Origin of the sequence: Sphaerisporangium sp. NBC_01403 (genome assembly GCF_045040145.1) — a bacterium.
In the GTDB taxonomy this organism is placed as follows: Bacteria; Actinomycetota; Actinomycetes; order Streptosporangiales; family Streptosporangiaceae; genus Sphaerisporangium; species Sphaerisporangium viridialbum.
In genome coordinates this window covers 6,310,070-6,336,158 of sequence record NZ_CP109534.1, presented here as the reverse complement: position 1 = coordinate 6,336,158, position 26,089 = coordinate 6,310,070, and the positions used below count along the sequence as shown (strand labels likewise).

Annotated in this window: 21 protein-coding genes and 1 pseudogene; 12 read left to right on the top strand and 10 right to left on the bottom strand. The window is 70.9% G+C overall.

Features of this window, described 5'->3' with window-relative positions:
• The first annotated feature begins 589 nt into the window (after positions 1–589).
• Positions 590–2,194: a serine/threonine protein kinase gene (locus tag OG589_RS28225; RefSeq protein ID WP_405140808.1), complete on the top strand. Its 1,605-nt coding sequence runs from the start codon at positions 590–592 to the stop codon at positions 2,192–2,194.
• Between the two features lie 23 nt (positions 2,195–2,217).
• Here the strand turns inward: OG589_RS28225 and OG589_RS28220 are convergent, their stop codons facing one another.
• Positions 2,218–2,982, bottom strand: a complete 765-nt coding sequence (locus tag OG589_RS28220; protein ID WP_405140807.1) for a TetR/AcrR family transcriptional regulator — start codon at positions 2,980–2,982, stop codon at positions 2,218–2,220.
• Positions 2,983–3,082: 100 nt separating this feature from the next.
• Between OG589_RS28220 and OG589_RS28215 the strand changes: the two genes are divergently transcribed.
• Positions 3,083–3,832, top strand: a complete 750-nt coding sequence (locus tag OG589_RS28215; protein WP_405140806.1) for a DUF2306 domain-containing protein — start codon at positions 3,083–3,085, stop codon at positions 3,830–3,832.
• A 64-nt stretch (positions 3,833–3,896) separates the two neighbouring features.
• On the opposite strand, the gene OG589_RS28210 is transcribed toward OG589_RS28215, so the two are convergent.
• On the bottom strand, positions 3,897–4,499 hold the full coding sequence (locus OG589_RS28210; RefSeq protein ID WP_405140805.1) for a Pycsar system effector family protein: 603 nt from the start codon (positions 4,497–4,499) through the stop codon (positions 3,897–3,899).
• Positions 4,500–4,713: 214 nt separating this feature from the next.
• Here OG589_RS28210 and OG589_RS28205 point away from each other — a divergent pair, with 214 nt between their 5' ends.
• Positions 4,714–5,430: a hypothetical protein gene (locus OG589_RS28205; protein ID WP_405140804.1), complete on the top strand. Its 717-nt coding sequence runs from the start codon at positions 4,714–4,716 to the stop codon at positions 5,428–5,430.
• Between the two features lie 32 nt (positions 5,431–5,462).
• Here OG589_RS28205 and OG589_RS28200 read toward each other — a convergent pair whose 3' ends face one another.
• From OG589_RS28200 to OG589_RS28190, 3 genes are all read right to left on the bottom strand, one after another.
• Positions 5,463–7,571, bottom strand: a complete 2,109-nt coding sequence (locus OG589_RS28200; protein ID WP_405140803.1) for a prolyl oligopeptidase family serine peptidase — start codon at positions 7,569–7,571, stop codon at positions 5,463–5,465.
• Between the two features lie 59 nt (positions 7,572–7,630).
• Positions 7,631–8,845, bottom strand: coding sequence for a hypothetical protein (locus tag OG589_RS28195; protein ID WP_405140802.1), 1,215 nt, complete (start codon positions 8,843–8,845; stop codon positions 7,631–7,633).
• Positions 8,846–8,908: 63 nt separating this feature from the next.
• Positions 8,909–9,841 carry a nucleoside hydrolase gene (locus OG589_RS28190; RefSeq protein ID WP_405140801.1) on the bottom strand — a complete coding sequence of 311 codons (933 nt, stop codon included), beginning with the start codon at positions 9,839–9,841 and terminating at the stop codon, positions 8,909–8,911.
• Positions 9,842–9,915: 74 nt separating this feature from the next.
• Here OG589_RS28190 and OG589_RS28185 point away from each other — a divergent pair, with 74 nt between their 5' ends.
• Entirely contained in the window at positions 9,916–10,644 is a 729-nt protein-coding gene (locus tag OG589_RS28185) for a DUF427 domain-containing protein (protein WP_405140800.1), read from the top strand.
• Between the two features lie 69 nt (positions 10,645–10,713).
• Here the strand turns inward: OG589_RS28185 and OG589_RS28180 are convergent, their stop codons facing one another.
• Positions 10,714–11,013, bottom strand: a complete 300-nt coding sequence (locus OG589_RS28180; protein ID WP_405140799.1) for a hypothetical protein — start codon at positions 11,011–11,013, stop codon at positions 10,714–10,716.
• A gap of 296 nt (positions 11,014–11,309) precedes the next feature.
• On the opposite strand from OG589_RS28180, the gene OG589_RS28175 reads away from it, so the two are divergent.
• The 7 genes and pseudogenes from OG589_RS28175 to OG589_RS28145 form a co-directional block, all read left to right on the top strand.
• On the top strand, positions 11,310–12,734 hold the full coding sequence (locus tag OG589_RS28175) for a helix-turn-helix domain-containing protein (protein WP_405140798.1): 1,425 nt from the start codon (positions 11,310–11,312) through the stop codon (positions 12,732–12,734).
• Positions 12,731–13,627 (top strand): phosphotransferase enzyme family protein, encoded by an 897-nt coding sequence (locus OG589_RS28170; protein ID WP_405140797.1) that lies wholly within the window; start codon positions 12,731–12,733, stop codon positions 13,625–13,627. Before OG589_RS28175 ends, OG589_RS28170 begins: the two co-directional genes overlap by 4 nt.
• Before the next feature lie 72 nt (positions 13,628–13,699).
• Positions 13,700–14,857, top strand: a complete 1,158-nt coding sequence (gene pcaB / locus OG589_RS28165) for a 3-carboxy-cis,cis-muconate cycloisomerase (RefSeq protein WP_405140796.1) — start codon at positions 13,700–13,702, stop codon at positions 14,855–14,857.
• 52 nt (positions 14,858–14,909) lie between these two features.
• Positions 14,910–16,004 carry a 4-carboxymuconolactone decarboxylase gene (gene pcaC / locus OG589_RS28160; protein WP_405140795.1) on the top strand — a complete coding sequence of 365 codons (1,095 nt, stop codon included), beginning with the start codon at positions 14,910–14,912 and terminating at the stop codon, positions 16,002–16,004.
• A 319-nt stretch (positions 16,005–16,323) separates the two neighbouring features.
• The gene (locus tag OG589_RS28155) at positions 16,324–16,527 is read left to right on the top strand and encodes a cold-shock protein (RefSeq protein WP_358548954.1); all 204 of its coding nucleotides are present in this window, start codon (positions 16,324–16,326) and stop codon (positions 16,525–16,527) included.
• Positions 16,528–16,646: 119 nt separating this feature from the next.
• Complete coding sequence (locus tag OG589_RS28150) at positions 16,647–18,380, top strand: alpha-amylase family protein (RefSeq protein ID WP_405140794.1); 1,734 nt, start codon at positions 16,647–16,649, stop codon at positions 18,378–18,380.
• Between the two features lie 145 nt (positions 18,381–18,525).
• Positions 18,526–19,056: pseudogene (locus OG589_RS28145) on the top strand (DUF998 domain-containing protein); the annotation flags it as partial.
• Between the two features lie 60 nt (positions 19,057–19,116).
• Here the strand turns inward: OG589_RS28145 and OG589_RS28140 are convergent.
• The 3 genes from OG589_RS28140 to OG589_RS28130 all read right to left on the bottom strand — a co-directional run bounded on the left by OG589_RS28140 (position 19,117) and on the right by OG589_RS28130 (position 23,721).
• The gene (locus OG589_RS28140) at positions 19,117–20,115 is read right to left on the bottom strand and encodes a hypothetical protein (protein ID WP_405140793.1); all 999 of its coding nucleotides are present in this window, start codon (positions 20,113–20,115) and stop codon (positions 19,117–19,119) included.
• A gap of 122 nt (positions 20,116–20,237) precedes the next feature.
• Entirely contained in the window at positions 20,238–21,224 is a 987-nt protein-coding gene (locus OG589_RS28135) for a malate dehydrogenase (RefSeq protein ID WP_405140792.1), read from the bottom strand.
• A gap of 151 nt (positions 21,225–21,375) precedes the next feature.
• Positions 21,376–23,721 (bottom strand): Tex family protein, encoded by a 2,346-nt coding sequence (locus OG589_RS28130; RefSeq protein ID WP_405140791.1) that lies wholly within the window; start codon positions 23,719–23,721, stop codon positions 21,376–21,378.
• A 259-nt stretch (positions 23,722–23,980) separates the two neighbouring features.
• Between OG589_RS28130 and OG589_RS28125 the strand changes: the two genes are divergently transcribed.
• On the top strand, positions 23,981–24,184 hold the full coding sequence (locus OG589_RS28125) for an SHOCT domain-containing protein (protein ID WP_405140790.1): 204 nt from the start codon (positions 23,981–23,983) through the stop codon (positions 24,182–24,184).
• A 30-nt stretch (positions 24,185–24,214) separates the two neighbouring features.
• On the opposite strand, the gene OG589_RS28120 is transcribed toward OG589_RS28125, so the two are convergent.
• On the bottom strand, positions 24,215–25,684 hold the full coding sequence (locus OG589_RS28120) for a condensation domain-containing protein (protein ID WP_405140789.1): 1,470 nt from the start codon (positions 25,682–25,684) through the stop codon (positions 24,215–24,217).
• Positions 25,685–26,089 lie beyond the last annotated feature (405 nt).

The window sequence follows — 26,089 nt, the reverse complement described above, 5'->3', positions numbered from 1 at the left end:
GGCCAGAGGGGCTGCGAAGATCAAGGGGGAGGGGCTGGCGTGGGGGCTTGGGCCGTGGCGTGATGAGAATCCGCTTCATGTCCTTCTCCTTCGGTACGGGCTCACACTTCCCTCGTCACTCGTCGGCGGACAGGTCCTGTGCCTCATCGGTGATCCCACGGCCGGGCGAGGTGCGCGGACCCGACCTCACCTCCTGTTTACCCTTTCCAGGGCTGCCGCAGACGCTTCCGACCTCAGTTTCTCTGATCTTGATTTGCCACGGTACCCCTAGGGGCCCCCAGGTGAGAGGGCCGCGCGCGTGCCCGCGGAGCCCGTCTCCGGGGGCATGTGACGGCGTGGACATGTCTGAAGGCTAAAAACGTAATGTTTCCGCTGGCGCCCTCGTTTGTTGCAAGCTCACGCCTCCGTAAACGATGAAGATAGCCCGGACAAGCCGGACACGGGGCCGGAGGCGATGCTCGGTCAGGGACTCGTGGGTGACCCGGTCGGTGAGGATGCGCCGGGCGAGCCCCGTGTAGCCGGTCGTCCGCGCGGAGGGGTGTTGGGTCGTTAGAGTTTCTGGCAAATCCCCCCACCCGCCGGAGAGCCCATGCCGGACGTCCAGCCCCTGGAGCCGAGCGACCCCGTACGACTCGGTGCCTTCCGCATCGTCGGCAGGATCGGGGAGGGGGGTCAGGGTGTCGTGTACCTGGGTGAGACGGACTCCGGCGGCCTGGTGGCCGTCAAGCTCTTCCACGCCCGGCTCGGGCACGATCCCGCCCTGGCCGACAGCTTCATGCGCGAGCTCGACGTCGCCAAGCGGGTCGCCCGATTCTGCACGGCACAGGTCCTCGACTCCGGCATGACGGGCAGCCGCCCGTACATCGTGAGCGAGTACGTGCCCGGCCCCTCCCTCAGCGAGGTCGTGGCCGCGCAGGGGCCGCGCTCGGGCAGCGCCCTCGAACGCCTCGCGATCGGCACCGCCACCGCTCTGGTCTCGCTGCACGACGCCGGCATCATCCACCGCGATCTCAAACCGCACAACGTGCTGATCGGGCCGGACGGGCCGAGGGTCATCGACTTCGGCATCGCCCGCGCCCTCGCCGGCACCAGCACGGTGACCAGCCAGGTCGTCGGCACGCCCGCCTACATGGCGCCCGAGCAGCTGACCGCCGGAGAGGTCGGCCGGGCCCTGGACGTGTTCGCCTGGGCGTCCACGATCGCGTACGCGGCCACGGGGCGCCCGCCGTTCGGCAACGACTCCATCCCCGCGATCATCAACAGGATCCTCAACCAGGATCCCGACCTCGGGGAGACCGAGGAGCCGCTGAGGGGCCTGCTGGCCGAGTGCCTCTCCAAGGACCCGTCCCGCCGGCCGGCCGCCCCGCGGATCCTCGACCGCCTGGTACGCGGAACGGGCGACGCCTCGGCCGTGGCTCCATCGGGCCTTCCAGGCGCTCTGGCCGTTCCCCGTGCCGGCGACGACCCGGCCTCGACGGGAGCCGGCTCCTCTGGCAGGTCCACCACCCCGGGTGCGTTGGGGCCGGGTAATGGGGGCGGCGCCTCGGGGGTGGACCCGGCGAAGAGGCGCCAGGGGAGACGGCTGGCGGTCGTCTCCATCGTCGTCGCCGTGGCGATCTCCGGAGTCATCGCCGCGCTCTTCACGATGCTGCCGGAGCAGCGTGTGTCCGCGTTGAAGTCGGGCACCGTCAGGAGCTCGCAGGCGGGGGCCGCCACGGCGACGCCGACGGAGGAGCCCGCCGACCCCGGCTCGGAGACCCCGGCCGCCTCCACCGTTTCACCGGCCCTGTCCCACACGACCACTCCGAGCGCCGGCGTCCGCCCGGTCAGGAGGTCCAAGACGGGCACGCCCACCCGCGAGCCGAGCAGTTCGTCCAAGCCCGCGCCGACCCGGGTGGAGCCCACGGCCACCGAGCCCCCGCCGTCCGGCACTTCCTCGCCCAAGCCTCCGCTTCCCAAGCTGACCGAGCTGGGCCCCGGGCACTTCACGGCCTACTGCCAGTCGCTCGGCTGGGAGTGGGATGAGTACCGCGAGACTCCCAAGCCCGGCTCCTACTGCATCAAGCGCAAGGGCGACGAGACCATGTACCTCAGCGCGGGCCGGCGCGACGCGGGCTGCCAGTGGCGCTACAAGACGCCGAAGGCCTTCCACCGCTTCAAGGGCAAGTCCAACTGGTGCTACATCTACCGGTGAGGTGCCCGCGGACGGCGTGGGCGCTAGCTCGGCCCTGAGGCGACGGCGCGCTCCCGCACCAGCATCTCGACACCGTCGAGGATCCGTTCCAGCCCGAACGTGAAGTCGGCGCCGGCGTCTTCGCCCGCCTGCTCGGCGAAGACGCCGGCGCCGACGGCCTCGGCGAGGGCCGGGAAGCGCCGCGCGTCGACCAGGAGGGCGAGCAACTCCCCGTACCGCCGTGCCAGATCGAGGGCCTCGGCGTCGGGGTTGCCCCGGAGCAGGTTCGCCGAGATCTGCGCCTCACCCCGGACGTAGTGCATCACCAGCAGGATCACGGAGAACCTGTCCCGCGGCCCGAGCGCGGTGCCGCCGAGAGCGCGCAGCCCGGCGTCCACCCAGGCGAGCTGCCCCGGATCCAGCGGCGGACCGACGGCCACCTGCAGGATCCACGGATGCCGGTGGTAGACGGCGAGCAGCTCCGTGGCCCATCGCGCCAGCTCGGCACGCCAGTCGCACGGTGCGAGCTCGATCTCCGGGGGTTTTCCCGGTGCGGCGTCCAGCATGAACGTCTGCAGCTCGTCCTTGTTCGCGACGTGCCGGTACAGGGACATGGTCGCGCAGCCGAGCCGCTCGGCGAGGCGCGCCATGGAGAGCGCCGCCAGCCCCTCGCCGTCGGCGATGGAGATCGCCGCCGCCACGATGCGCTCCAGGCTCAGAGCCTGCGCCCGGCCCGTGGTCCGGCGTTCCGAGCGCCCCCAGAGGAACTCGAGCGCGTGGGGCAGCCGGCTGCCGCTGTTCTCACTCATCGGCTTCATTCTAGTGACGTGCGTATTCCATACGCTTAGCGTATCAAGTACGCTCAGCGTATCGAATACGCACTCAATCGCCGGTCAGATCGGAGCCCCCATGGCCACCACCACAGGAACCCCGCCGTCCCCGCCCGCCACCGGGCCCTCGGTGCCCACCGCTCCGCGTCGCCGGTGGTGGCGGCGGCCGTGGATCGCGCCGCTCGCCTTCGTGACCGTCGTGTTCATCGCGTTCTCGCTGCCGCCGTACCTCACCGGCGATCCCGCCACGTCGCGGATCCCGCAGCCTGAAGGGTTCCCTGCGCACTACCCGCTGCTGGTCGCCCACGTCCTGTTCGCCTCGGTGGCGATGCTGACCTGCTTCTTTCAGGTGTGGCCGTGGTTCCGCGGGCGTTATCCGGTCGTCCACCGGTACACCGGCCGCGTCTACGTCTTCGCAGGAGTGCTCCCGGCAGGCCTCACCGGGCTGGTCATCGGCGCGGGCACGCCGTTCGGCCCGGTGCAGGCGGCCAGCAATGTCATGCTGGCGCTCCTCTGGCTGGGGTTCACCGCCGCCGGCTACCGCATGGCGAGGCAGCGGCGGTTCGTCGAGCACCGGCGCTGGATGCTGCGCAGCTTCGCGCTGACCTTCTCCATCATCACGAACCGGATCTGGGGCGTGATCGTGTTCCTCGTGCTGAGCCCGCAGCTCGACACCACGTTCCAGGGCAACGAGACGATGCTGAGCTGGACCGTGGCCAGCCTCGGCGGCTGGCTGGGGTGGACCGTGCCGCTGCTGATCAGCCAGTGGTGGCTCGATCGCGGCGACGCGGCCAAGCGCCGCGCCCGCCTCCGGTCACGCCCCTCCTGATCACGCTCATCGGCCCGGTCGGATCCCGGCACGGCTCACGTACGTCCCGACGACGCTCACCGGATCAGCCGGGCAGGATCAGGCCGAGGATGACCGCGATGACCGTCGCCGCCACCGCGCCCGAGAGCAGCCAGAAGCCCCAGCGGATCAGCGTGTACTTACGGCCGACGATGCCGCTCATGCGGCGGACCTGGTCGGAGATCCGGCGAAGGTCCGGCCTGGAGGCGATCAGCAGGGCATTGGCCAGCGCCTGCGCCGAATCGAACCGCATGACGTCGCCGTAGTACGCGACGATCTTCGGATCCTTGACGTCCGAACGGCCGGTCCTGGGGTAGACGGCTCCCGCCAGGCAGGCCAGGGCGGCGATGGCCGCGGCCGTGCCGGTCCACCACAGCCACTCGATGGAGTTCGGCAGCGTGAACGGCGACCAGCTTCCCGCGATCAGACCACCCGCGACGGCGCCGAGCCCGACGCCGGCGACCCCCAGCAGCACCTGCGCCTTGGCATCGGCCTTGTTGACCTCCTCGCGCGTCTCGGCGAGCAGCTTGGCCGCATAGGCGATCGCGGCCGTCTCCGCCTCGGCCCGCCCCACCTGCGTGCCCCGCTCGACCTGCCTGCCCCGCTCATCCCGCCAGACGGTCAGGGCCCTTCCCAGACGACATAACACGCTCAGGTTTCCACCCTCCGGACGGCCCCCGTCAACCGGCGACAGCTACGAGACGAACCGCACTTGTTCCGGGCGAGCATGCCACGCCACCCCGACAGCCGTACAGGAACAAATACGCACTCACAACCCCGGCGCTTTCGGGGCCAACATAAGAGGGCTACTTGGCATCTAAGTGAACATGGAACTGAGAATCGCTGTAAGGGTTCTGGTCTCGGTGGCCGCGATCGCCGCCGCGATGACGCCTCTGACCTCGACACCCGCTCTCGCCGCGACCGCGTCGATCCCGGCCTTCGGTACCGCTACCTCTGAAGAGGAGCCCGTGTGCGCCCGCGTCAGGGGCGCGGCGGCGTGCGTGGGAGCGGACGAGAGCGACCGGCCGGGGATCTCGATCGAGGACACGGAGCCCGACAAGCTCCACGCCACTGTCGAGTACTACCTGAACGGCTACCTGGGCACGAAGTACGTCATCCACAATCTGGCAGGCGACGGCCAGATCCGGGGAAGTCGCCAAATCGGCAAGACCATAACGTTCAGAGCCGCGATATACAAAGGAAACCATCGGATCAAGGTCAGCCGATGGAAGACGGTTCGCAGTCTCACCAAATATCCTGTGAAACGAGAAACACGTGTCACCCCGTCCACCGCGCGGGCGCGGTCCGAGGTGTGCACCTCGACGAAGGGCGTCGCCAGCACGTGTTTCGCCGAGAAGGCCACGTTCGTCTTCGCGTGCGACACGGGTGCCGACGGACGTCAGGCCCGTGCGGAATACTTCGTGGAGGGCGACCCGACGGCCCGTTTCGAGATCCATCAACTGGCCGGATACAACACCTGCGGGAAAGCCCAACATGGTGACCTCGCCATAAGCAAGTACCGCGCCTCGGTCTTCGACCAGAACCACCGGGTCGCCACCAGGCTGTACAAGTACAACTGACGGAGAGGCCACCACTGGGCGTCGATCGTCTGCTACCAGAGGCCGAGGGAGCGTTTGAGGAAGTCCACCTGGAGGTGGAGGAGGTTCTCCGCGACGGCTTCCTGGGGGGCCATGTGGGTTACGCCCGGCAGGGGGAGGACGGTGTGGGGGCGGCCGGCGGCGGTCAGGGCGGCCGAGAAGCGCAGGGTGTGGGCGGCGATCACGTTGTCGTCGGCCAGGCCCTGGATCAGCATGAGGGGACGCCGCAGGTCGGCCGCCTCGTGGATGATCGAGTTCCGCGTGTAGTTGTCCGGCTCCTCATCCGGGTGGCCGAGGAAGCGCTCCTTCCAGTGGGTGTCGTAGAGCCGCTGGTCGGTGGGGGCGGCTCCGGCGACGGCGGCGTGGAAGACGTCGGGGCGTCGCAGCACGGCCAGCGCGGCGAGGAAGCCTCCGAACGACCAGCCGCGGATCGCCACCCGGGAGAGGTCCAGGTCGGGGTACCGCTCGGCCGCCGCGTGCAGCGCCGAGACCTGGTCCTCCAGTACGGGAGCGGCGACGTCGCCCCAGATCGACTTCTCCCACGCGGGCCCACGGCCTGGAGTGCCGCAGCCGTCGGCGACCACCACCGCGAACCCCTGCTCGGCGAACCACTGGGAGACCAGGAACGTCCAGCCGCGGGCGGCCACCACGAGCTGGTGCCCCGGTCCGCCGTAGGGGTCCATGAGCACGGGAAGCTTCCCGGAGCCCGGCTCATGCCAGGACGGCAGCAGCACGGCCGTACGCAGCTCGCGCTCACCGGCCCGCATCAGCTCGACCCGGGGCGTGAGCACGGGCTTCTCGGCGCGGGACGCGATCTCGGCGACCGGCTCGCCGTGGCGGTGGACGGTCACCAGCGTCCCGTCGTGGTCGAGCGACCGCGCGGTCACCACCGCGGTGCCCCCGGCCAGCGACCCCCCGTACACGCCGGGCGCATGGCTGAGCCGCCGAAGCCCGAGGTCTGGGAGGCCATAGGTCCAGAGGTGGGTTTCTGTGGGTTCTTCGGAGGCGGTGAAGAGGATCGTGTCGCCGTCGACGTCCAGTACCGCGCGTACCTGGAGACCGGGCGGGGTCACCGGCTCGCCGTCGACGAGCAGGCGGCGCGTGTCGTCCTGGTCGGCGGTCCACACGAGCGCGCCGGACGCCGTCGTCGCGGGCAGGCCCGGCACGATCTCCACCCAGAGGGCGTCGTGATCCTCCCGGCGGACCGTGGTGGCACCGGTCTCCGGGTCGACCTCAAGGAGTCGCAGGATCCGCTGGTCGCGAGTCTGCACCGACACCAGGAGCGTCGCCCCCCAGTGCACCGCGACGACGTACTCGAACGCGGCCCGGTCCCACTCGACGGCCACCCTAGAGCCGTCGAGCCCGATCAGCCACAGGGAGACGTCCGCGTTGGCGGTGCCCGCGGCGGGATAGGCGATCTGCCGGGGTGGGTTCGCGGGGTTCGCGGGGTCCGATATCCACCACCGCTGCACAGGGGAGGTGTCGACCCGCGCGACGAGCAGGCGGGAGCCGTCGGGTGCCCACCAGTGGCCGCGATCCCTTCCCATCTCCTCGGCCGCGACGTGCTCCGCCAGGCCGTACCCCACCTCGGGGCCGTCGGGCTCCGCCAGCGCCCGGTCACCGCCGCCGTCGGCGCCCACGACCCGCAGCGCGCCCCGCGCCACGTACGCGATGCGGGCGCCCGAGGGGTCGGGACGGGGATCGATCACCGGCCCGGATGCGTCCAGCTCACGGACCGTGCTCGCGGGCTGGTCCGCGGTGGTGCCGGCGTCGAGGCGGGCGGTGAACAGGCGGCCTGAGAGGGTGAACACGGCCAGACGTCCTTGGGCGTCGGTGGCGTAGCCGACGATTCCGGCGGACTGCTCGCGCGACCGCTCGCGGCGGGCCTTCTCCTCGTCCGGGACCTCTTCGTCTCCTTCCTGGAGTGTGAGGGGGTCCACGACGAGCCGCTCCCGGCCGGTGGCGACGTCGAGCGTCCACAGGCACGTCACCGGATCGTCCCCGCCGCGCGATCTGAGGAACGCCACCCGGTCGCCGCCGGGCGAGACGCCGAACAGGCGGGGCACGCCGAGGCTGAACCGTCGGGTGCGGGCGAACTGGCGGGGGAAGTTCCGTTCGGTCATGCTCGACATGCTGCCAAGGGCACCGCGTTTCCGCTCACGATTAAACGCCCGGACGCCGGTCAGTCGTGGCGGAGGATGAAGTCGGCTTCGGCGTCGCCCCAGCCTACGGAGCCCACGGCCCAGAGCCGGGAGGAGCCGGGTACCCGCGTGATGCCGGTTCTGCCGATGTCGTCGGACTGCGGGTACTGCTGGTCCTCCCGCTCCCGCCGGAGCAGCGGCCCGTACGACGGGGTCCACTTCCGGCCGTCGAAGTGGAGGAAGAGCACCTGGCCAGAGTGGTCGGCGTCGATGCCGCTGATCCACACGTCGCCGGACCCGGCGGCCGTGACGCCGTCGAGCTTCCCCCGGGAGACCGGGACCTGGACCTGCTTCCACGAGGCGCCGTCCCAGTGGAGGACGAGCGGGACCTCGGCCGTGCCGCCAGGGGGTGACACGCTGCCCACCGCCCACACGTCGGACGGTGTGACCATCCAGACCTTGCGCAGCACGCCTCCGGCGATCTCGGGTGTCCGGCCGCGCTGCCACGACTGGATGTCCGGCCCCGACACGGCGGTGCCGTGCCAGACCATCGGCGTGCCGGGCGTGACGGAGGCGCCCGGTGGGGCGTCGGTGCCGACCGCCCACACGTGGCCCGGTTCGGCGGTGACCGCCGTGAAGTACCCGTCGGCGCGCAGGGCGTTGCGGAACCGCCGCCCCGTCCACTCCATGATCACCCCTTGCGAGGGGGTGCGGCCGACGAGCCAGGCGTGCCCTCCGGTGGCGGCGACGCCGGTCAGGGAGTAGTCGTCGGCCACCCCGAACGGGTGCCATCCGGTCCAGCGGGTGCCGTCCCAGTGGGCGGTGTAGGCGTTGCCGGCGTTGCCGACGATCCACACGTCGTCGGGGCCGCCCGCGCTGACGCCGACCAGGTGCCAGGCGTCCGAGGGAGAGATCGTCTTCTGGGTCCAGCGGGTGCCGTCCCAGTGCTGGAGGGCAGGGGTGCCCTCGCGGTCCTCCGCGCTGTCCTTGTACCCCACCGCCCAGGCGTCGCGCGGGCCGGTCGCCGCCACGTCGAGGAGCGCCGCGCTCCCCGCGAGCTTCGCGCCCGCGACCGGCTTCCAGTTGGGCGAGACCGCCGTCTCGCCCGTCGCGGCGGCGGCGGGAGCGGTCGACGCGTGGCCAGGTGAGGGGAGGGTCGTCGCCGCCGGCCCCGGCGCGGCCGTACGGCCGCCGCCGCACGCCGTCACCAGAGCCAGGCAGGTGATCGCGATCGGCCACCGCCGCTTGTTCCCCATGGCACGGCATGCTTCCAGGAAGCGTCCCGGCCACGCCACCGATCCGCCCCTAACGCGCCCCCGCTAGTCGATCCGGCGGGCGACGTCCTCGTACACGGAAAGGACAAGGTCCCAGAAGCGGGACACGTTGAGCGAGGTGCCGACCATGGCGTTGGGCACGCGGCCGGCGAGGTCGAAGTCGGTCACGGTCATCCCCGAGGTGAACCGGCCGGCCGTCTCGACCTGGACGACCGCGGGTTCGAGCGTGACGAGCGAGGGGTCGATCAGGTACGCGATCGTGCAGGCGTCGTGGATCGCGGGGCCCTCGTCGGCCGTGACCATGCCGTAGAACTCCACGCAGGGCACGAGCAGGTCGGCGCCGAGTCGGCCCATGGCCCGCATGCGGTCGACCACCTTCCCGACGGCCAGGGCCTGGCGGCTCACGTCCAGGCCGAGCATCGTGACCGTCCATCCGGCGCCGAACGCGATCGCGGCGGCCTCGGGGTCGGCGGCGATGTTGAACTCGGCGGCGGGGGAGAAGTTGCCCCGGGTGTACGAGCCGCCGAGGATGGCGAACTCGCGGGCCCACTCGGCGATCCTCGGCTCCTTGAGCAGGGCGAGGGCCACGTTGGTGAGCGGGCCGATCGCGACCAGGGTGATCTCGCCGGGGGCGGCCCTGAGCGTCTCGATGATGAAGTCGGCGGCGTGCCCGTCGCGCGGCGGCAGCGTGGCCTCGGGCAGCCGGGCCTCGCCGAGGCCGTACTGGCCGTGGACGTCCGCCGCGTCCACCGGAACGCGCAGCAGCGCGCCCGCGCTGCCGGCCGTCACAGGGACGCCGGGGAAGCCGAGGAACTCCCGCAGCCGCAGCGCGTTGCCTGTCGTGTACGCGAGGTTGACGTTGCCGCCGACCGTGGTGATGCCCACGATCTCCAGGTCCGGGCTCCCGTGCGCGAGCGTGATGGCCAGCGCGTCGTCGATGCCGGGGTCGCAGTCGATGATGATCTTCTTGGGCGCCACCCACCCAGCTTGGAGGACGGCGCGACATACCGGCAAATCGGAATAAGGACCACAGCCGCTCGGTTGCCCGGACCATGGAGCCGACCAAGCGTGGCCGGGTAAGGGTTGAGCCCACCGCCAAGCGTGTCCGCGCGTACATCGGAGGGCGGCCGGTGGCCGACACCTCCCGCGCGTTGCTGGTGTGGGAGATCCCCTACTACCCGACGTACTACTTCCCGACGGACGACGTCGACATGGAGCGCCTCACGGCGACGGGGCGCACCGACCACTCGCCGAGCCGGGGCGACGGCGACGTCCACGACATCGAGGGCCGATCCGGCGCCGCCACCGTCTACGGCGACTCGCCCATCGATGAGCTCAAGGGCAGGGTGCGGTTCGACTGGGCCGCCATGGACGCCTGGTTCGAGGAGGACGAGGAGGTCTACGTGCACGCCCGCGACCCGTACACCCGGGTCGACATCCTGGCGAGCCAGCGGCACGTGCGCGTCGAGGTGGACGGCGTGACGGTGGCGGACTCGCGCGGCGCGCGCATCCTCTTCGAGACCGGCCTGCCGCCGAGGTACTACCTGCCCAAGACCGACGTCCGCTTCGACCTGCTGGAGCACACCGACACGGTGACGCACTGCCCGTACAAGGGCCAGGCGGAGTACTGGTCGGTCGGCGGCAACAAGGACATCGTCTGGTCCTACCGGTCGCCGCTCTGGGAGTCGCAGAAGATCGCGGGCCTGGTCGCCTTCTACAACGAGAAGGTCGACACCTACGTCGACGGCGTCCTGCAGGACCGTCCCGCCACCCACTTCTAGGTGGTTCCGCACGCGTACGGCTCGCGCGTCGTGCCTCGCGCGAGCCGTACGGAATCGCCGGAGGAAAGGTCAGCGCCGGATGACGTGCAGGACGCTGGCGATGCGCTCCGCCGCCGTGACGATGTCGGAGGCGTGGCCGATGCGGCCGGCCCACGACAGCCAGAACCACCACTCGCCGTCCGCGGCGTTGGCGGCGAGCACGTCTTCGGTGACGGCCGGGGCCATCGGGTTGATCACACGGAGGCGCGGATAGAGTCCGGTGCGCGCCGTGAGGCGCACCTGGAAGGCGTGGGCCTCCAACTGCGCGGCGAGTCGCTCCAGGTGGTCGATGGCCTCGGCCGACTGGACGCTTGGTTCTGCCGTCTTCATGGTGGTCTCCAGCGGGGACAAGGTGGGACCGGTTGGGGACCAGACTGAACCCGCGGGCGCCTAGCGGCAATCAGAGCAAATCCACTGATAAGTGGAATACCGTCGGTTGGGCGCCAGGTTTACGTGGAAACCACGCGGGTGCCCAGGCATCAGTCCCATAACGCTGTAGGCCTTTAGGTGCTGGCTGGTTAACATCTGGGAAACATCCGTAAGGCGGAACACTCCAGTGGCGGAGGGCGGAAATGGCCCGTGGAGAGCATTCCCCGGCGTGCGCGCGGCGCTGGAGGGAGCAGGCCGTGGCTCGGCAGTGGAGCCCATGGCAGACGGCCCAGGCCATCAACAGCTGCTGCGGCGTGAGCCTTCTCAAGGCCCACCGCCTGGCCCGCGGGTGGTCGGCGCGCCAGGCGATCGAGGAGCTCGAGCGGCTCTGTGAGACGCACTCGCTCGGCCTGCCCCGCGCCAGCATCGACCTGCTGAACGCCTGGGAGAACAACCGGGCGCGTCCCCGGCCGCAGACGATCGACCAGATCGCCCGGCTCTACTCCGCCAACGCCGTGCGCCTTGGCCTGGCGGCCGACTACTGCGACGACGGAGACAGCCCCAACGTCGTGGTCGTCACCCCGGCCCACGCCGTCCCCACCGAGGACTCCCTGCCGCATTCCCGCGTCCCCACGCTGGACCCCGACGACGAGGCCGAGCGCAGGGCGCTGTTCCACCACGCCCTGCTGAGCTCCGGCCTTCCCCTGAACGGCCGCCTGCTGGCCGAGGTCGAGCGCACCCGCCAGGACATGGATCGCACGCTGGCCACCGGCACGGTCAGCGAGGACCAGCTCGACCGGCTCGACGAGCAGGTGCTGCGCTACCGCCGCGAGTACATCAAGAGCGCCCCGCTGCCGATGCTCTACCGGCTCATGCTGGAGATCGCCGACGTCCGCAGGCTCGTGTCGTCCCGGCAGCCCGCGGTCACCCAGCGCCGCCTGCTGAACGCCACCACCATGCTGGCCCTGCTCTCCGCCGACGCGCTCATGAAGCTCGGCGACACCCGCCAGGCCCACGCCTGGTACGGCACGGCGCGGGCGGCCTCCGACGACATGGGAGAGGTCAGGCTGCGCGCCCTCGTGCGGGCGCAGGAGGCCATGCTGCCGTACTACTACGGCGACCTCACCGAGACCGTACGGCTCGCGCGCGAGGCCCGGATGCTCGCCGGGAGCGCTCCAAGTTCGCCCGCGGCGCTCGGCGCGGCGGCCGAGGCGAGGGCGCTGGCGCGCATGGGCGAGCACCAGGCCGCCCGCGTCGCGCTGGCCGAGGCCGAGCGCATCTTCTCCCGCATGCCCCGCGAAGGGGCCGACCACCTGGCGTTCCGATTCTCCGAGCGGCGGCTGCAGTTCTACCGCATGGGCACCCTCATCGAGCTGGGCGAGGCCGAGCAGGTGCAGGAGTGGATCTCCAGGCCTTCCAGCCCCTACACGATCGACCCGGCGCTCGTCCTGCTCGACCAGGCGGCGCACGTCGCCAGGGACGGCGGGTACGAGGAGGCCTGCCGGCTGGCCGAGCAGGCCCTCACCCAGGTGCCGCCGGAGCACCGCACCTCCATCGTCGTCACCCGGGCCCGAGCCCTGCTGTCCATCGTGCCGCGCGGGGAGCGGCGGACGCCCGCCGCCCGACATCTGCACGACCTGCTGGCGGAGGCGGGCCCGCAGCTCGCGCTGGAACGCCCATGAGCATGCTGGCGGACGAGGCCGCCGCGATCCTCGTGGAGGTGTGCGAGAGCGTCGGCCTCGACGCCCGGGACGCGCAGCTGCTCCGCGTGCGGAGCAACGCGGTCTTCAAGCTCCGCGACGAGATCGTCGTCCGCATCGCCACCGCGCCGGACGCCCTCACCCGCCTGCCCGTCGTGCTGGCCGTGGCCAGGTGGCTCGCCCAGCAGGGCTTCCCGACGGTCCGCCCGGCCGACGAGCTGTGCGAGCAGCCCCTGGTGTACGACGGGCGCGTGGTGACCTTCTGGCACTACGTTCCCGCGAGCGGGCGGCCGACGACCACGCAGCTCGGGAACATCCTGCGCAGCCTCCACCTGCTGCCGGTGCCGCCGTTCCCGCTGAAGCGGCTGTCCGACCCGCTGGCGGAGGTGCGCGACTCCGTGGAGCACCGCAAGGAGGTGCTGACCCCCTGCCAGCGGGCCTGGCTGCGCGACCGGGTCGCCGAGCTGACCACCCGGTGGGCCGAGCTGGACACGGCCGAGCCTCCGGTGCTGCTGCACGGGGACGCGTGGATCGACAACCTGCTGCGCTGCCAGGACGGGCACGCCGTGCTCTGCGACTGGGACGGGGTCGCCGTGGGGCCCCGCGAGTGGGATCTCGTGCACACCTACCACGGGCAGCGGCGGTTCGGCCTGACGGCGGCGGACGTCGACGACTTCGCCGGGGCGTACGGCTCCGACCTGCGCGCGTGGCACGGCTACCCGACGCTCATGGAGATCAGGGACATGTACGCCGTGGGCATCCACATCCGCAACGCGACCCGCGACCCCTTCTCCCGCAAGGAGCTGCCGCGCCGGCTCGACTCGCTCACGCGCGGTGACGGCCAGGCCCGCTGGTACCTCGCCGAGCCGGCCTGATCGCGACCATGCAAAATAGGCACTGGGTCCGGTGTGCCCGGTCGCTGGTTTCGAGCAGGCAGGGGAGGCAGAGTGATCTCCGACCGCCCGCCCTTGGACGCGGGGCTGCTCTCGCCCGTACGGGCGGGCTCGGCCGTGGAGTCGGTGACCTCTGACGAGGCGTTCCTGCGGGGCATGCTCGACGCCGAGGCCGCGCTGGCCCGGGCGCAGGCGCGCCTCGGCATCGTGCCGTCGTCGGCGGCGGAGGCCGTCACCGAGCTGTGCGGCAAGATCGAGATCGACGTGGTGGAGCTGGCGCGCCGCGCCAGGGGCGCGGGGAATCCCGTGGTGCCGATGCTGGCGGAGCTGCGCGCGGCTGATCACTCCTTGAGTGGATTTATCCACCGTGGGGCGACAAGTCAGGACATTGTGGACTCGGCGCTCATGCTGATGGCGGCGCGAGCACGCGCGGTGATCGTGGCCGACCTCGGCCGCACGCTCGACGCCCTCGCCGGCCTCGCCGCCGAGCACCGGGACACCCCGATGGCCGGGCGCACGCTCGGGCAGCACGCCGTGCCCGTGACGTTCGGCCTCAAGGCGGCGGGCTGGCTGCTGCTGGTCCTCGACGCCCGGTCGGCCGTGCTCGGGGCGTCCCTTCCCGCCCAGCTCGGCGGGGCCGCCGGCACCCTGGAAGGGCTCGGCCCGGCCGGGCTGATGGACGTCTTCGCCGACGAGCTGGGCCTGGCGCGGGCCGTACAGCCGTGGCACTCGCGCAGGACGGCCGTGGCGGGGCTCGGCGCGGCGCTGGCCACGACGGCGGGGGCGCTCGGGAAGATCGCGGGCGACGTCGTCCTGCTGGCGCAGAACGAGGTGGGGGAGGTGGCCGAGCTGGCCGCCCCCGGGCGGGGAGGGTCGTCGGCGATGGCGCACAAGCGCAATCCCGTGCTCTCCATCCTGGTCAGGTCGGCCGCCTCGCAGGTGCCCGCCCTCGCCCAGATCCTCCAGTCGTCGCTGGTGTCCGAGCACGAGCGGGCGACGGGAGCCTGGCACGCCGAGTGGATGCCGTTCCGCGAGTGCCTGCGCCTCACCGGAGGGGCGGCGGAGCTGGCGGCCGAGCTGTGCGCCGGCCTCGTGATCTCTCCCGGGCGCATGCGTGCCAACCTCGCCGTCACGGGGGAGCTGTCGGGCGGGCTCGGCGCGTCAGGGGACCTTGTCGACCGCGCGCTGGAGGCGTACCGCGCGAGCCGGTGAGCGGCGAACGTGACAGGCCGGAACGGCCGATCACTGGAGGAGGAGAGACGACGTGGAACTGCGATACGAGGTGACCGGGCCGGACGACGGGCCGCTGCTGGTGCTGGGGCCGTCGCTCGGCACCACGAGGCACCTGTGGGAGCCCCAGACGGCCGAGCTGAGCCGTTCGTGGCGGGTGCTGCGCTACGACCTGCCGGGGCACGGTGCCTCTCCTGTGGCCAAGGGCGAGTTCTCCATCGAGGACCTGGCGAGGGACGTCCTCGCGCTCGCGGACACCGAGCGGTTCGCGGTGGGTGGCGTGTCCCTCGGCGGGGCGGTCGCGATGGCCGTCGCGGCGCTGGCCCCCGAGCGGATCTCCGAGCTGGTGCTCTGCTGCACCTCGGCGCGGTTCGGGGACCCGGGGCCGTGGCTCGAGCGCGCGGCGCGGGTGCGGGCCGAGGGCACGGGGTGGCTGGCGGGCATGGTGACCGCCCGGTGGTTCACGCTCGGGGTCGATCCCGAGCTGGCCGAGCCGGTGCAGACGACACTGCTCGGCACCGACCCGGAGTCCTACGCGCTGGCCTGCGAGGCGATCGCGGCCTTCGACCTGCGCGACCGGCTGCCGCGGATCACGGCGCGCACGCTGGTGATCGCCGGCGACCAGGACCCGTCGACCCCCGTGGAGCACGCCGAGACCATCGCCGAGGGCATTCCCGGCGCACGCCTGGCCGTGGTGGCCGAGGCGGCCCATTTGGCCAACCTCGAACACGCCGACATCGTGTCCGGGCTGATGTCGCGGTTCCTCGGCCACGGCAGGGGCCTCAAGGTGCGGCGGGAGGTGCTCGGCGAGGCCCACGTCGAGAGGGCCCTGGTCGACGCCACCGACTTCACGGCCGACTTCCAGGACTTCATCACCCGGTACGCGTGGGGGGAGATCTGGACGCGTCCCGGCCTCGACCGCAGGACGCGGAGCTGTGTCACGCTCACGGCGCTGGTCGCCCACGGGCACCTGGACGAGCTCGCCATGCACGTGCGGGCGGCGCTGCGCAACGGGCTCACCCCCGACGAGATCAAGGAAGTGCTGCTCCAGACGGCCATCTACTGTGGCGTGCCGGCGGCGAACGCGGCCTTTGTGGTCGCCCAGCGGGTGCTCAGGGAGGACGGCTGACCCGCCTGCTCGACCTGGCCCAGCGTCACTCTATGTAACGAAATATCGGTATTTTTTGTGCTGTCCCAGGTGCATATGCGGGACCGGCTCGCGACACGCGTGATTCGTTTGTGATTCGGCGGGACAGCCGGTAAGGTCGACCCTGTTGCAGTCGTAGTTTCCTCGAACGTCTTTTCCTTAAAAGCGCCCGCGGGAAGTTTCCTGACAGCGGTCGTTCTGCTTCTTCAGCGGTTTCGTGGATGCAGGGTATGGTCCGCTACGCAGCCCCGTTCCGCCGACCTGGCGGCACGGTGAAGGCTCCTAAAAAGGAGAAGCAGAGTTGTCTGAAGGCACCGTCAAGTGGTTCAACGCCGAAAAGGGCTTTGGCTTCATCGCTCCGGACGACGGTACTGCCGATGTGTTCGTGCACTACTCGGCGATCACCTCCGGTGGCTACCGCAGCCTGGATGAGAACCAGCGAGTCACCTATGTGACCGTGCAGGGGGCCAAGGGCCCGCAGGCCGAGCAGGTTACCGTCATCTGACGACAGCCTTTCTCATCTGGGCCCGTACCGCATCACCGGTACGGGCCCTAAAGCTTTTCCGGGCACCCTCGTTCCGCCTTGGCAGATAGTTTGCCGTCCCTTGGGGTAGAGGCGGGCGGGTGAGACTTACCCGTACCTCAGACCTGTGGTGGAAGAACGCCGTCGTCTACTGCCTCGACGTCGAGACGTTCGCCGACGGCAACGGCGACGGCATCGGCGACTTCCGCGGCGCCACCGAGCACATCGACCACCTCGAACGGCTCGGAGTGACCTGCGTCTGGCTGATGCCGTTCTTCCCGAGCCCCGACCGTGACGACGGATACGACATCACGGACTTCTACGGCGTGGATCCCCGGCTGGGCACGCTCGGGGAGTTCGTCGAGTTCATGCGCACCGCGCGCGACCGGGGGATCCGCGTCATCGCCGACCTGGTCGTCAACCACACCTCCGACGAGCACCCGTGGTTCAAGGACGCGAGGTCGTCCCGCGACTCGCGCTACCGCGACTGGTACATCTGGTCCGACACTCCCGAGCCCGACGACCCCAAGGGCGTGGTCTTCCCCGACAAGGAGGACAGCCTCTGGGAGTACGACAAGGGCAGCGAGCAGTATTACTACCACCGCTTCTACCGTTTCCAGCCCGACCTCAACGTCGCCAATCCCGAGGTGCGCGACGAGATCGCCAGGATCCTCGGGTTCTGGATGGAGCTCGGGCTTTCCGGATTCCGCGTCGACGCCGTCCCGTTCCTGGTGGAGGACGTCTCCAAGAAGGAGGACACCAAGAAGGCCGAGGCAGAGGGACAGGACGGCAAGCTCCCCGACGTCCACGAGTTCCTGCGCGACATGCGGGCGTTCATGAACCGCAGGGACGGCAGCGCCGCGCTCCTCGGCGAGGTCAACCTCGAATACCCGGACCTGCTGAAGTACTTCGGCAACGATCTCGGCGACGAGGTCACGATGTGCTTCGACTTCATCGGCATGCAGCGCATGTACCTCGCGCTGGCCAGGGGCGACGCGAGCCCGCTCGCCGGCTCGCTGAGGGAGCGCCCGGCCCCGCCGAGGGACAGCCACTGGGCCACGTTCGTCCGCAACCACGACGAGCTCACGCTGGACAAGCTGACCGAGGCGGAGCGCCAGGAGGTCTTCAAGGCGTTCGGCCCCGACAAGGACATGCAGCTGTACGGCCGGGGGCTGCGCCGCCGCCTGCCGCCCATGCTGGACGGCGACCAGCGGAAGATCAGGATGGTGTACAGCCTGCTCTTCTCGCTGCCGGGCACGCCCGTGCTCTTCTACGGCGAGGAGATCGGCATGGGGGAGAACCTCCAGGTCGAGGGCCGGGAGGCCGTGCGGACGCCGATGCAGTGGACGCCCCACAAGAACGGCGGCTTCTCCACCGCGGACCCGAAGTCGTTCCGCAACCCCATGGTCGAGGGCAGGTACGGCCCCGAGCACGTCAACGTCAGCGCCCAGCGGCGCGACCCCGGCTCGCTGCTCATGTGGATCACCAAGCTGATCGAGCAGTACCGGGGCTGTCCGGAGCTGGCCTGGGGTGAGTACACGGTGCTGGACACCGGGGAGCCCGCCGTGCTGGCCCACCGCGCGGACATCGACGGGGCCACCGTGATCGCCCTGCACAACTTCGCGGACCAGGAGGTCTCCTTCGAGCTCACCCTCGACGACCTCGACGACGGGCAGGTGCTGACCGACCTGCTGGTCGACGGCACCGAGAAGATCTCGTCCGACGGCAGGGTGAAGATCGTGCTGGATCCGTACGGCAGCCGGTGGCTCCGTGCCTCCGAGCCCGAGCTGGCCCCCGCCGACTCCGCCGACGTGGCCGAGTCAGAGGGCCGGTGACCCTGACCGGGGGCCGTCTGGGGTCGTTTTACCTGGTGGACGCGCATCGACCCTGAGCTCGGGCCGCGTCGGGGCGTGCGGACGTCGGGGTCGGGCCGGGGGTGCTCCAGGGCTCGATCCGGTCGATCTCCGATGCCTCTATGTCATGCCGGCCGCCAAAGTCAAGTGCATGACGAATCGTTTGACGGCCGGCGGGTTCGCCGCCATCGCCGGGGGCGCCGCCGCCATGGTCACCGTCCATCTGACCTCCGACCTGGACCCGCTCCGGGGGATGATCAGCGAGTACGCCTTCCACCCGCACGGGTGGCTGCTGGCGGCCTCGCTGACGCTGTTCGCCGTGGGGTCGGCGCTGTTCGCCATCGAGATGTCGCGGCAAGGCGGAGAGCGTGCCACGGTGGCGCTGGTGGGCGTGTGGGGCTGCTGCATGTTGATGATCGCGGCGTTCCCCACGGACCGGCCGGGGATGTCGTTGTCGATGTCAGGGGGCATCCACCGTTACGCCGCCTTCGCCGCGTTCGTGGCCATGCCCGCGGCGGGGCTGGTGGTGGCGTCGCGCGGGGGCGAGCGGGCCCGCCTGTTGAGATGGCTGAGCCTCGCCGCCGCCTGCTTCCTGGTCCTGGTGCTCCTGCCCTACGCCGTGCGGATGTTCGGCGCCGACCCCGGTGCCGTCCCCGCCGGGCTGACCCAGCGGCTGGTGGTGGTCACCGAGGTCGTGATCCTCGCCCTGATCGGGCTGTCAGCCGCCGCACGCCGCGAAGGTGAACGCGTTCTTGATCTTGTAGGAGTCGCGGACCTTGACGGCGCCGGTACCCGGATCGATCCGCAGGATGGTCATGGTGTCCGGCTTGCCGTCGCCGGACTGGAGGACGTGCGCGGTGACCTCGCGGGTGCCCGTCCAGTCGATCATCTGGGGCACCTCGTCGCCCGGCAGCCGCACGCGGGTGCTCCCCACCACGGTGTCGGACGCAAGGTCGTAGACCTTCAGGGTGCGCGTTCCCGGTGAGTAGAACGCGACGGAGCGACCGTCGGCGTGCAGCGCGAGCGCCTGGTCCTGCGCCACGACCTGCGGCGGCTCCCGGCGCGCCACCTCGTTCCCCTGGAGGTCGTAGGTGATGAGCATCGTGGTGTTCTCGTCGGTGGTCTGCGTGGTGAGCACCTCGTCCTCGTCCGCGCTGAAGCCCGCGAAGGCCCGGTGCGCGGGGATGGCGCCGAGCGCCTTCCCGGACGCGACGTCGAACAGGCGGATGAACCTCTGGTCGCCGTCCTCCACGGCCAGGCCGGCTCCCGTGGGGGACAGGCCGAGCGTCACCCCGGCCATGTTCGTACCCCTGGGCATCGCGTCCACCGGCATGACGTGGACCTTCCCGGTGAGCTCCCGTACCACCAGGCGATCGTCACGCTCGCGGACGTAGGCGACGTAGCGGCCGTCGCCGCTGACCGCCACGGGGGCGGGCACGTCCTTGACGACCTTGCCGCGCGCGTCGCGGGGGTGGATCCGGGCGCCGGCCAGGGCGACCGTCCTGCCGCTGTGCAGGTAGAGCTGCCAGGGCCCGCAGGGGACCTCGTCCTTGTTCTTGTTCACGCACCTCTTGAGCGAGGCGTACCGGATGGAGTCGGAGTGCTCACCGTGCTCGGCGTGCCGGGCGGCGGGCGTCGTGGTCGCGGCGGCCGTACCAGCCGGTGCGGCTGTCGCCGCGAGGACCAGGACGAGCGCACCCAGGGCTTTCAACGTCATGATTTTTCTCCCTTCGCCCGGTTAGACCACCGTGCGGGCGAAGAGGTTCACGCCGTCGCCGCCCCGGGATCCGGAAAGATCCCGGGGCCGGGCTCCGGCGCGCCGGACCGCTGAGGGGCGGCTCAGATGAGCCCGAGCTCCTTGACCGCGTCGCGCTCCTCGCCGAGCTCGCGCACCGAGGCGTCGACGCGCTCCCGGGAGAACTGGTTGTGCGACAGGCCCTGGACGATCTCCCAGCGGCCCCCGCGGGAGACGGCCGGGAACGACGAGATCAGGCCCTCGGGCACGCCGTACGAGCCGTCGGACGGGAGCGCCACGGAGGTCCAGTCACCCTCGGGGGTGCCGTTCACCCAGTCGTGGACGTGGTCGATGGCCGCGTTCGCCGCCGAGGCGGCCGAGGACGCGCCGCGCGCCTCGATGATCGCGGCGCCGCGCTTGGCGACCGTGGGGATGAAGGTGTCGCGCAGCCATCCCTCGTCGACCTGCTCGGCGGCGATCTTGCCGTTGACCTCGGCGTTGTAGAGGTCGGGGTACTGCGTGGCGGAGTGGTTGCCCCAGATGGTCATCTTGGTGATGGCCGTCACAGGGACGTCGAGCTTGGTGGCGAGCTGAGAGAGCGCGCGGTTGTGGTCGAGCCTGGTCATCGCCGTGAACCGCTCGGCGGGGACGTCGGGCGCGTGCGACTGGGCGATCAGCGCGTTGGTGTTGGCGGGGTTGCCGACGACCAGGACGCGCACGTCGTCGGCCGCGTGGTCGTTGATCGCCTTGCCCTGCGGCCCGAAGATGCCGCCGTTGGCCTGTAGCAGGTCGCCCCGCTCCATGCCGGCGGTGCGCGGCCGGGCGCCTACGAGGAGCGCGATGTTGGCGCCCTCGAAGGCCACGTTGGCGTCGTCGCTGATGTCGATGCCCTGGAGCAGCGGGAACGCGCAGTCGTTGAGCTCCATGGCGGTGCCTTCCGCGGCCTTGACGGCCTGCGGGATCTCAAGGAGGCTCAGCCGCACCGGCACGTCCGGGCCGAGCAGGTGGCCTGAGGCGATGCGGAAGAGCAGCGCGTAGCCGATCTGGCCGGCGGCGCCGGTGACGGTGACCTTGACGGGAGCCTGCGACATGACGTTCCCCTACGTGGGCGGTTGACGGTTTCACGAACAGCCGAAGGGTATCCGTTCGATTCTCCGCCTTCCGAACGCAGGTCCTCCCTGCGGCCTCGCCGGTACGCCCGGACCCGCCGGGCGTACCGATTCTCCGGACGCCTGCCGCGAGTTACTTGATGCCCTTGTCGAGGCCGGCCTTGCGGAGGGCCTCGGCCAGGGCGCCGCCGCCGGCCGGTGCGGCCCGGTCCTGCCTCGGCCGGCCTCCGCCGCGCTGCCCCTGCCCGGGCTTCCTGCCGCCCCTGCGGTCGCGGTCGCCGTCCGCGGCCGGAGCGTTCTGGGCGGTCTCGTCTTCGAGGCGGAGGGTGAGGGAGATGCGCTTGCGGGGGATGTCGACGTCGAGCACCTTGACGCGGACGATGTCGCCCGGCTTCACGACCTCGCGCGGGTCCTTCACGAAGGTCCTGGACATGGCGGACACGTGGACGAGGCCGTCCTGGTGGACGCCCACGTCGACGAACGCGCCGAAGGCGGCGACGTTGGTGACCACGCCTTCCAGCAGCATGCCGGGCGACAGGTCGGAGATCTTGTCCACGCCCTCCTTGAAGGTAGCGGCCTTGAAGGCGGGTCGCGGGTCGCGGCCCGGCTTCTCCAGCTCCTTGAGGATGTCGGTGACGGTCGGCAGGCCGAAGGTCTCGTCGGCGAACTGCGCCGGCTTCAGTGAGCGCAGCACCGCGCCGTTGCCGATCAGGGTCTTCAGGTCGCCGCTGGTGGCGTCGATGATGCGCCGCACCACCGGGTACGCCTCCGGGTGCACGCTGGAGGAGTCGAGGGGGTCGTCCCCGCCGGGGATGCGCAGGAAGCCGGCGCACTGCTCGAACGCCTTCGGGCCGAGCCGGGGCACGTCCTTGAGCGCGCGGCGCGACCGGAACGGCCCGTTGGCGTCGCGGTGCAGCACGATGTTCTCCGCGAGCCCGGAGCCGATGCCGGAGACGCGGGTCAGCAGCGGCGCGGAGGCGGTGTTGACGTCCACGCCGACGGCGTTCACGCAGTCCTCCACCACGGCGTCGAGCGAGCGCGAGAGCTTGGTCTCGGACAGGTCGTGCTGGTACTGCCCGACGCCGATCGACTTGGGGTCGATCTTGACCAGCTCGGCGAGGGGGTCCTGGAGCCTGCGGGCGATGGACACCGCGCCGCGCAGGGAGACGTCCAGACCGGGAAGCTCCTGCGAGGCGTAGGCGGAGGCGGAGTAGACCGAGGCCCCGGCCTCCGAGACGACGATCTTGGTGAGCTTGAGGTCGGGCTGCTGCTTGATGAGATCGCCGGCGAGCTTGTCGGTCTCGCGGGAGGCGGTGCCGTTGCCGATCGCGATCAGCTCGACGCCGTGCTCGCGGGCCAGTCGCGCGAGGACCGCGATCGACTCGTCCCAGCGGCGCCTCGGCTCGTGCGGGTAGATCGTCTCGGTGGCGACGACCTTGCCGGTGGCGTCCACGACGGCGACCTTCACGCCCGTACGCAGGCCGGGGTCGAGGCCCATGGTCGGCCGGGTGCCCGCGGGGGCGGCGAGCAGCAGGTCGCGCAGGTTGGTGGCGAACACCCGCACCGCCTCCTCCTCGGCGGCCTGCCACAGGCGCATGCGCAGGTCGATGCCGAGATGGACGAGCACGCGGGTGCGCCAGGCCCAGCGCACGGTGTCGAGCAGCCAGCGGTCGGCCGGCCTGCCCCGGTCGGCGACGTCGAAGCGCCGCGCGATGCGCTGCTCGTAGGTGTTGGGGCCGTCCTCGGCGGGCGCCTCCTCGGGCTCCAGCGTGAGGGTGAGGACCTCCTCCTTCTCGCCGCGGAACATCGCCAGGATGCGGTGCGAGGGCAGCTTGGTGAAGGGCTCGGCGAAGTCGAAGTAGTCGGAGAACTTGGCGCCCGCCTCCTGCTTGTCGTCGCGGACCCGCGCGACGAGGCGGCCACGCGACCACATCTGCTCGCGCAGGCCGCCGATGAGGTCGGCGTCCTCGGCGAAGCGCTCGATCAGGATGGCCCGCGCGCCCTCCAGCGCGGCGGCGGCGTCCGCGACGCCCTTCTCGGCGTCGACGAAGGCCGCCGCGGCCGCCTGCGGGTCGACCGAGGGGTCGGCGAGCAGCCCGTCGGCGAGCGGCTCCAGCCCCGCCTCCCGGGCGATCTGCGCCTTGGTGCGGCGCTTGGGCTTGTACGGGAGGTAGATGTCCTCCAGGCGCGCTTTGGAGTCGGCCGCCATGATCTGCGCTTCCAGCGCCTCATCGAGCTTGCCCTGGGAGCGGATCGACTCCAGGATCGCCGTGCGCCGCTCCTCCAGCTCGCGCAGGTAGCGCAACCGGTCTTCGAGCGTGCGCAGCTGCGCGTCGTCGAGCATCTCGGTCGCTTCCTTGCGGTAGCGGGCGATGAACGGCACGGTGGCGCCGCCGTCGAGCAGCTCGACGGCCGCCTTCACCTGGCGCTCGCGCACGCCGAGCTCGTCGGCGATCTGCTGATGAATGGAGATCGTCACGATCCTGATCCGCCTTCGCATTGAGGTTCGGGGTCGATTGTGCATGCTCCGCACACCGATTGTCGCGCGGAGGCGCCCCGGCTCCCCCCTTGGCGTCGGTCGTCGTCCTCCCACATCCTTAGTTGAATGCTCAAGTATTACTATACGCTCACGAAGCTGCGAGACTGGGAGCGCGCGACCTGGGTACCGGGGCTTGTCGCGCCCGGTGAGCACGGGAGCGTCGTGACGGCCCTGCTATCGCAGGGAATGGGAGGCTGGCGTGAAAACCGTGCTGCTGCTCTTCGGGCTGATCATCATCATCGCGTGTGTGCTCATGCTGCTGCGCACCTCGGCACCCAGGCGTGCGGCCGAGCCGCCCGCCGCCGACAACCCCAAGGAGATCCTCAAGCGGCGGTACGCCGCCGGGGAGATCGACGAGGACGAGTACCTCCGGCGGATGTCCGGCATCTCCCAGGACTGGTGACGCCGAGCCGCAGGTGTACCTGACGTTGGCCTAGGCGCCGCGCTCGTCCGGCGGCAGGAACGCCGGCCGCGAGACCCGCTGAGCGGGATCCGTGACGACCGACCTCAGCACCGTCTCGTAGTGACGGGCCAGGCGGGCGATGGTCGGGGCGTCGAACAGGTCGGTGTTGTAGGTGAAGGCGACGAACAGGCCGTCGGCGTCACGGGTGACGTCCAGCGACAGGTCCATCTTGCTGTACCGGAAGCCCGGGTCGAAGGGCTCCACCTCAAGGCCGGCGAGCGCCAGCCGTCCGTGGCCGGCGTCCGCCTGGTTCTGCTGGATGAACATCGTCTGGAACAGCGGGGTGCGGCTGAGGTCGCGGGGGACCCGCAGCTCTGTCAGCAGCCGCTCGAACGGCACCGCCTGGTGGCCGAAGGCGCCCAGCGCGTCCTTGCGCACCCTGCGCAGGAGGTCGGCGAACGGCGGGTCCCCGCCGAGGTCGGCGCGGAGCACCAGCGTGCTGGAGAAGAACCCGATCACGGGCTCCAGGTCGGGATCGGCGCGGCCGGCGATCGAGGACCCGACGGCGAAGTCGGCCTGGCCGGTATGGCGGGAGAGCAGCACCTCATAGGCGGCGAGCAGAGTCATGAACGGCGTGCAGCGATGCGCGCGCGCGACCCGTTCGACGCCCTCGGCCACCTCCAGGGGCACCCGCAGGACGTGGACGTCGCCGCGTGAGCTCCGCACCGCGGGCCGGGGCCGGTCGGCGGGCAGGTCGAGCGTGGGCAGGCCGGCGAGCCGTTCCTTCCAGTACGCAAGGCCGGCCTCTTCGTCGTCCCGTGGAGCGCGCACGTGGTCGGCGTACTGGAGGGGAAGCTCCGGGAGCGGCGACGGCCCGCCCTCGCGGAAGGCCTCGTACAGCGTGGCCAGCTCGCGGTACAGCACGGTCAGCGACCACCCGTCGGCCACGATGTGGTGGACGACCAGGCAGAGCACGTGTTCCAGGGCCGAGAGGCGGAGGAGGGAGACCCGCAGCAGCGGCGCCCGGCCGAGGTCGAACGGCCTGTTCGTACGCTCGGCCACCAGCTCCCGCGCCCGCCTCTCGCGGTCGGCGGCGGGGAGCGCCGAGAGGTCCAGATGCTCGACGGCGAGCGGCGCCGGGGCCATCACCTGCTGGACGGGACGGCCGTCGCCGCGGAAGCGGGTGCGAAGCGCGCCGTGCCGGGCGACGATCGCGTCCACTGCCCGGCCGAGGGCGCCGGCGTCCAAGGGCCCGCGCAGGCGTTCTGTGACGAAGATGTTGAACGACGCGTCGGCGGGGTCGAACCGCTGGAGGAACCACACCCGTTCCTGGCCCGCCGTCAGCGGGACCTCGTCGATCGGCGGCGCGGTGTCCTCCGGGCTCCGGGTGCCTTCCGCGACGGGCGGCCGGTAGGTGAGCCGTCGTGCGAGCAGGGACCGGCGGACGGACGACAGGGAGATGCCGTCGCCGGGGTCCTCGGGAGTCGATGTTGCGGGCATGGTGAACCCGTCTTTCGAAGTCCGGTTCCTCGTCGGTGGAGGCGGTTGAGGTCGGCTGACATGCGGCTATATCGCGTCGGCGGCGCTGCGCGAGGAAAATCTACATATCGCGGCACTGATCAATGGACCGTACGCTATGAAGGGGAAATGCGAATTGTCAATAGCACCCCGCCGGGGACATCTGATGCGAGAAGCCACTGGATAAAGGGGTTTCCGCCGAAGCGGCCTTGACAGGGCGGCGGCGCGGGAAGCAATATGCAAGCGCTCCCAACCAGGTCTCTCCATGGCCGGAAAAGACCGCGTAACGCGGTGCGAGCCTCGGGTTCCACTGGTCGGGGGCTTCGGGGAATCAATCGTTCCACCCAGGGGAAACAGTCGTTCTTTGATTAGGCGCGCCGGCCCGGG

What these genes read in the sequence shown, in the direction of transcription:
- OG589_RS28220 (WP_405140807.1), bottom strand. Translation starts at nt 2,982, where the DNA reads ATGAGTGAGAACAGCGGCAGCCGGCTGCCCCACGCGCTCGAGTTCCTC.
- OG589_RS28135 (WP_405140792.1), bottom strand. Translation starts at nt 21,224, where the DNA reads ATGTCGCAGGCTCCCGTCAAGGTCACCGTCACCGGCGCCGCCGGCCAG.
- OG589_RS28215 (WP_405140806.1), top strand. Translation starts at nt 3,083, where the DNA reads ATGGCCACCACCACAGGAACCCCGCCGTCCCCGCCCGCCACCGGGCCC.
- OG589_RS28170 (WP_405140797.1), top strand. Translation starts at nt 12,731, where the DNA reads ATGAGCATGCTGGCGGACGAGGCCGCCGCGATCCTCGTGGAGGTGTGC.
- OG589_RS28180 (WP_405140799.1), bottom strand. Translation starts at nt 11,013, where the DNA reads ATGAAGACGGCAGAACCAAGCGTCCAGTCGGCCGAGGCCATCGACCAC.
- OG589_RS28195 (WP_405140802.1), bottom strand. Translation starts at nt 8,845, where the DNA reads ATGGGGAACAAGCGGCGGTGGCCGATCGCGATCACCTGCCTGGCTCTG.
- OG589_RS28200 (WP_405140803.1), bottom strand. Translation starts at nt 7,571, where the DNA reads ATGACCGAACGGAACTTCCCCCGCCAGTTCGCCCGCACCCGACGGTTC.
- OG589_RS28120 (WP_405140789.1), bottom strand. Translation starts at nt 25,684, where the DNA reads ATGCCCGCAACATCGACTCCCGAGGACCCCGGCGACGGCATCTCCCTG.
- OG589_RS28185 (WP_405140800.1), top strand. Translation starts at nt 9,916, where the DNA reads ATGGAGCCGACCAAGCGTGGCCGGGTAAGGGTTGAGCCCACCGCCAAG.
- OG589_RS28225 (WP_405140808.1), top strand. Translation starts at nt 590, where the DNA reads ATGCCGGACGTCCAGCCCCTGGAGCCGAGCGACCCCGTACGACTCGGT.
- OG589_RS28140 (WP_405140793.1), bottom strand. Translation starts at nt 20,115, where the DNA reads ATGACGTTGAAAGCCCTGGGTGCGCTCGTCCTGGTCCTCGCGGCGACA.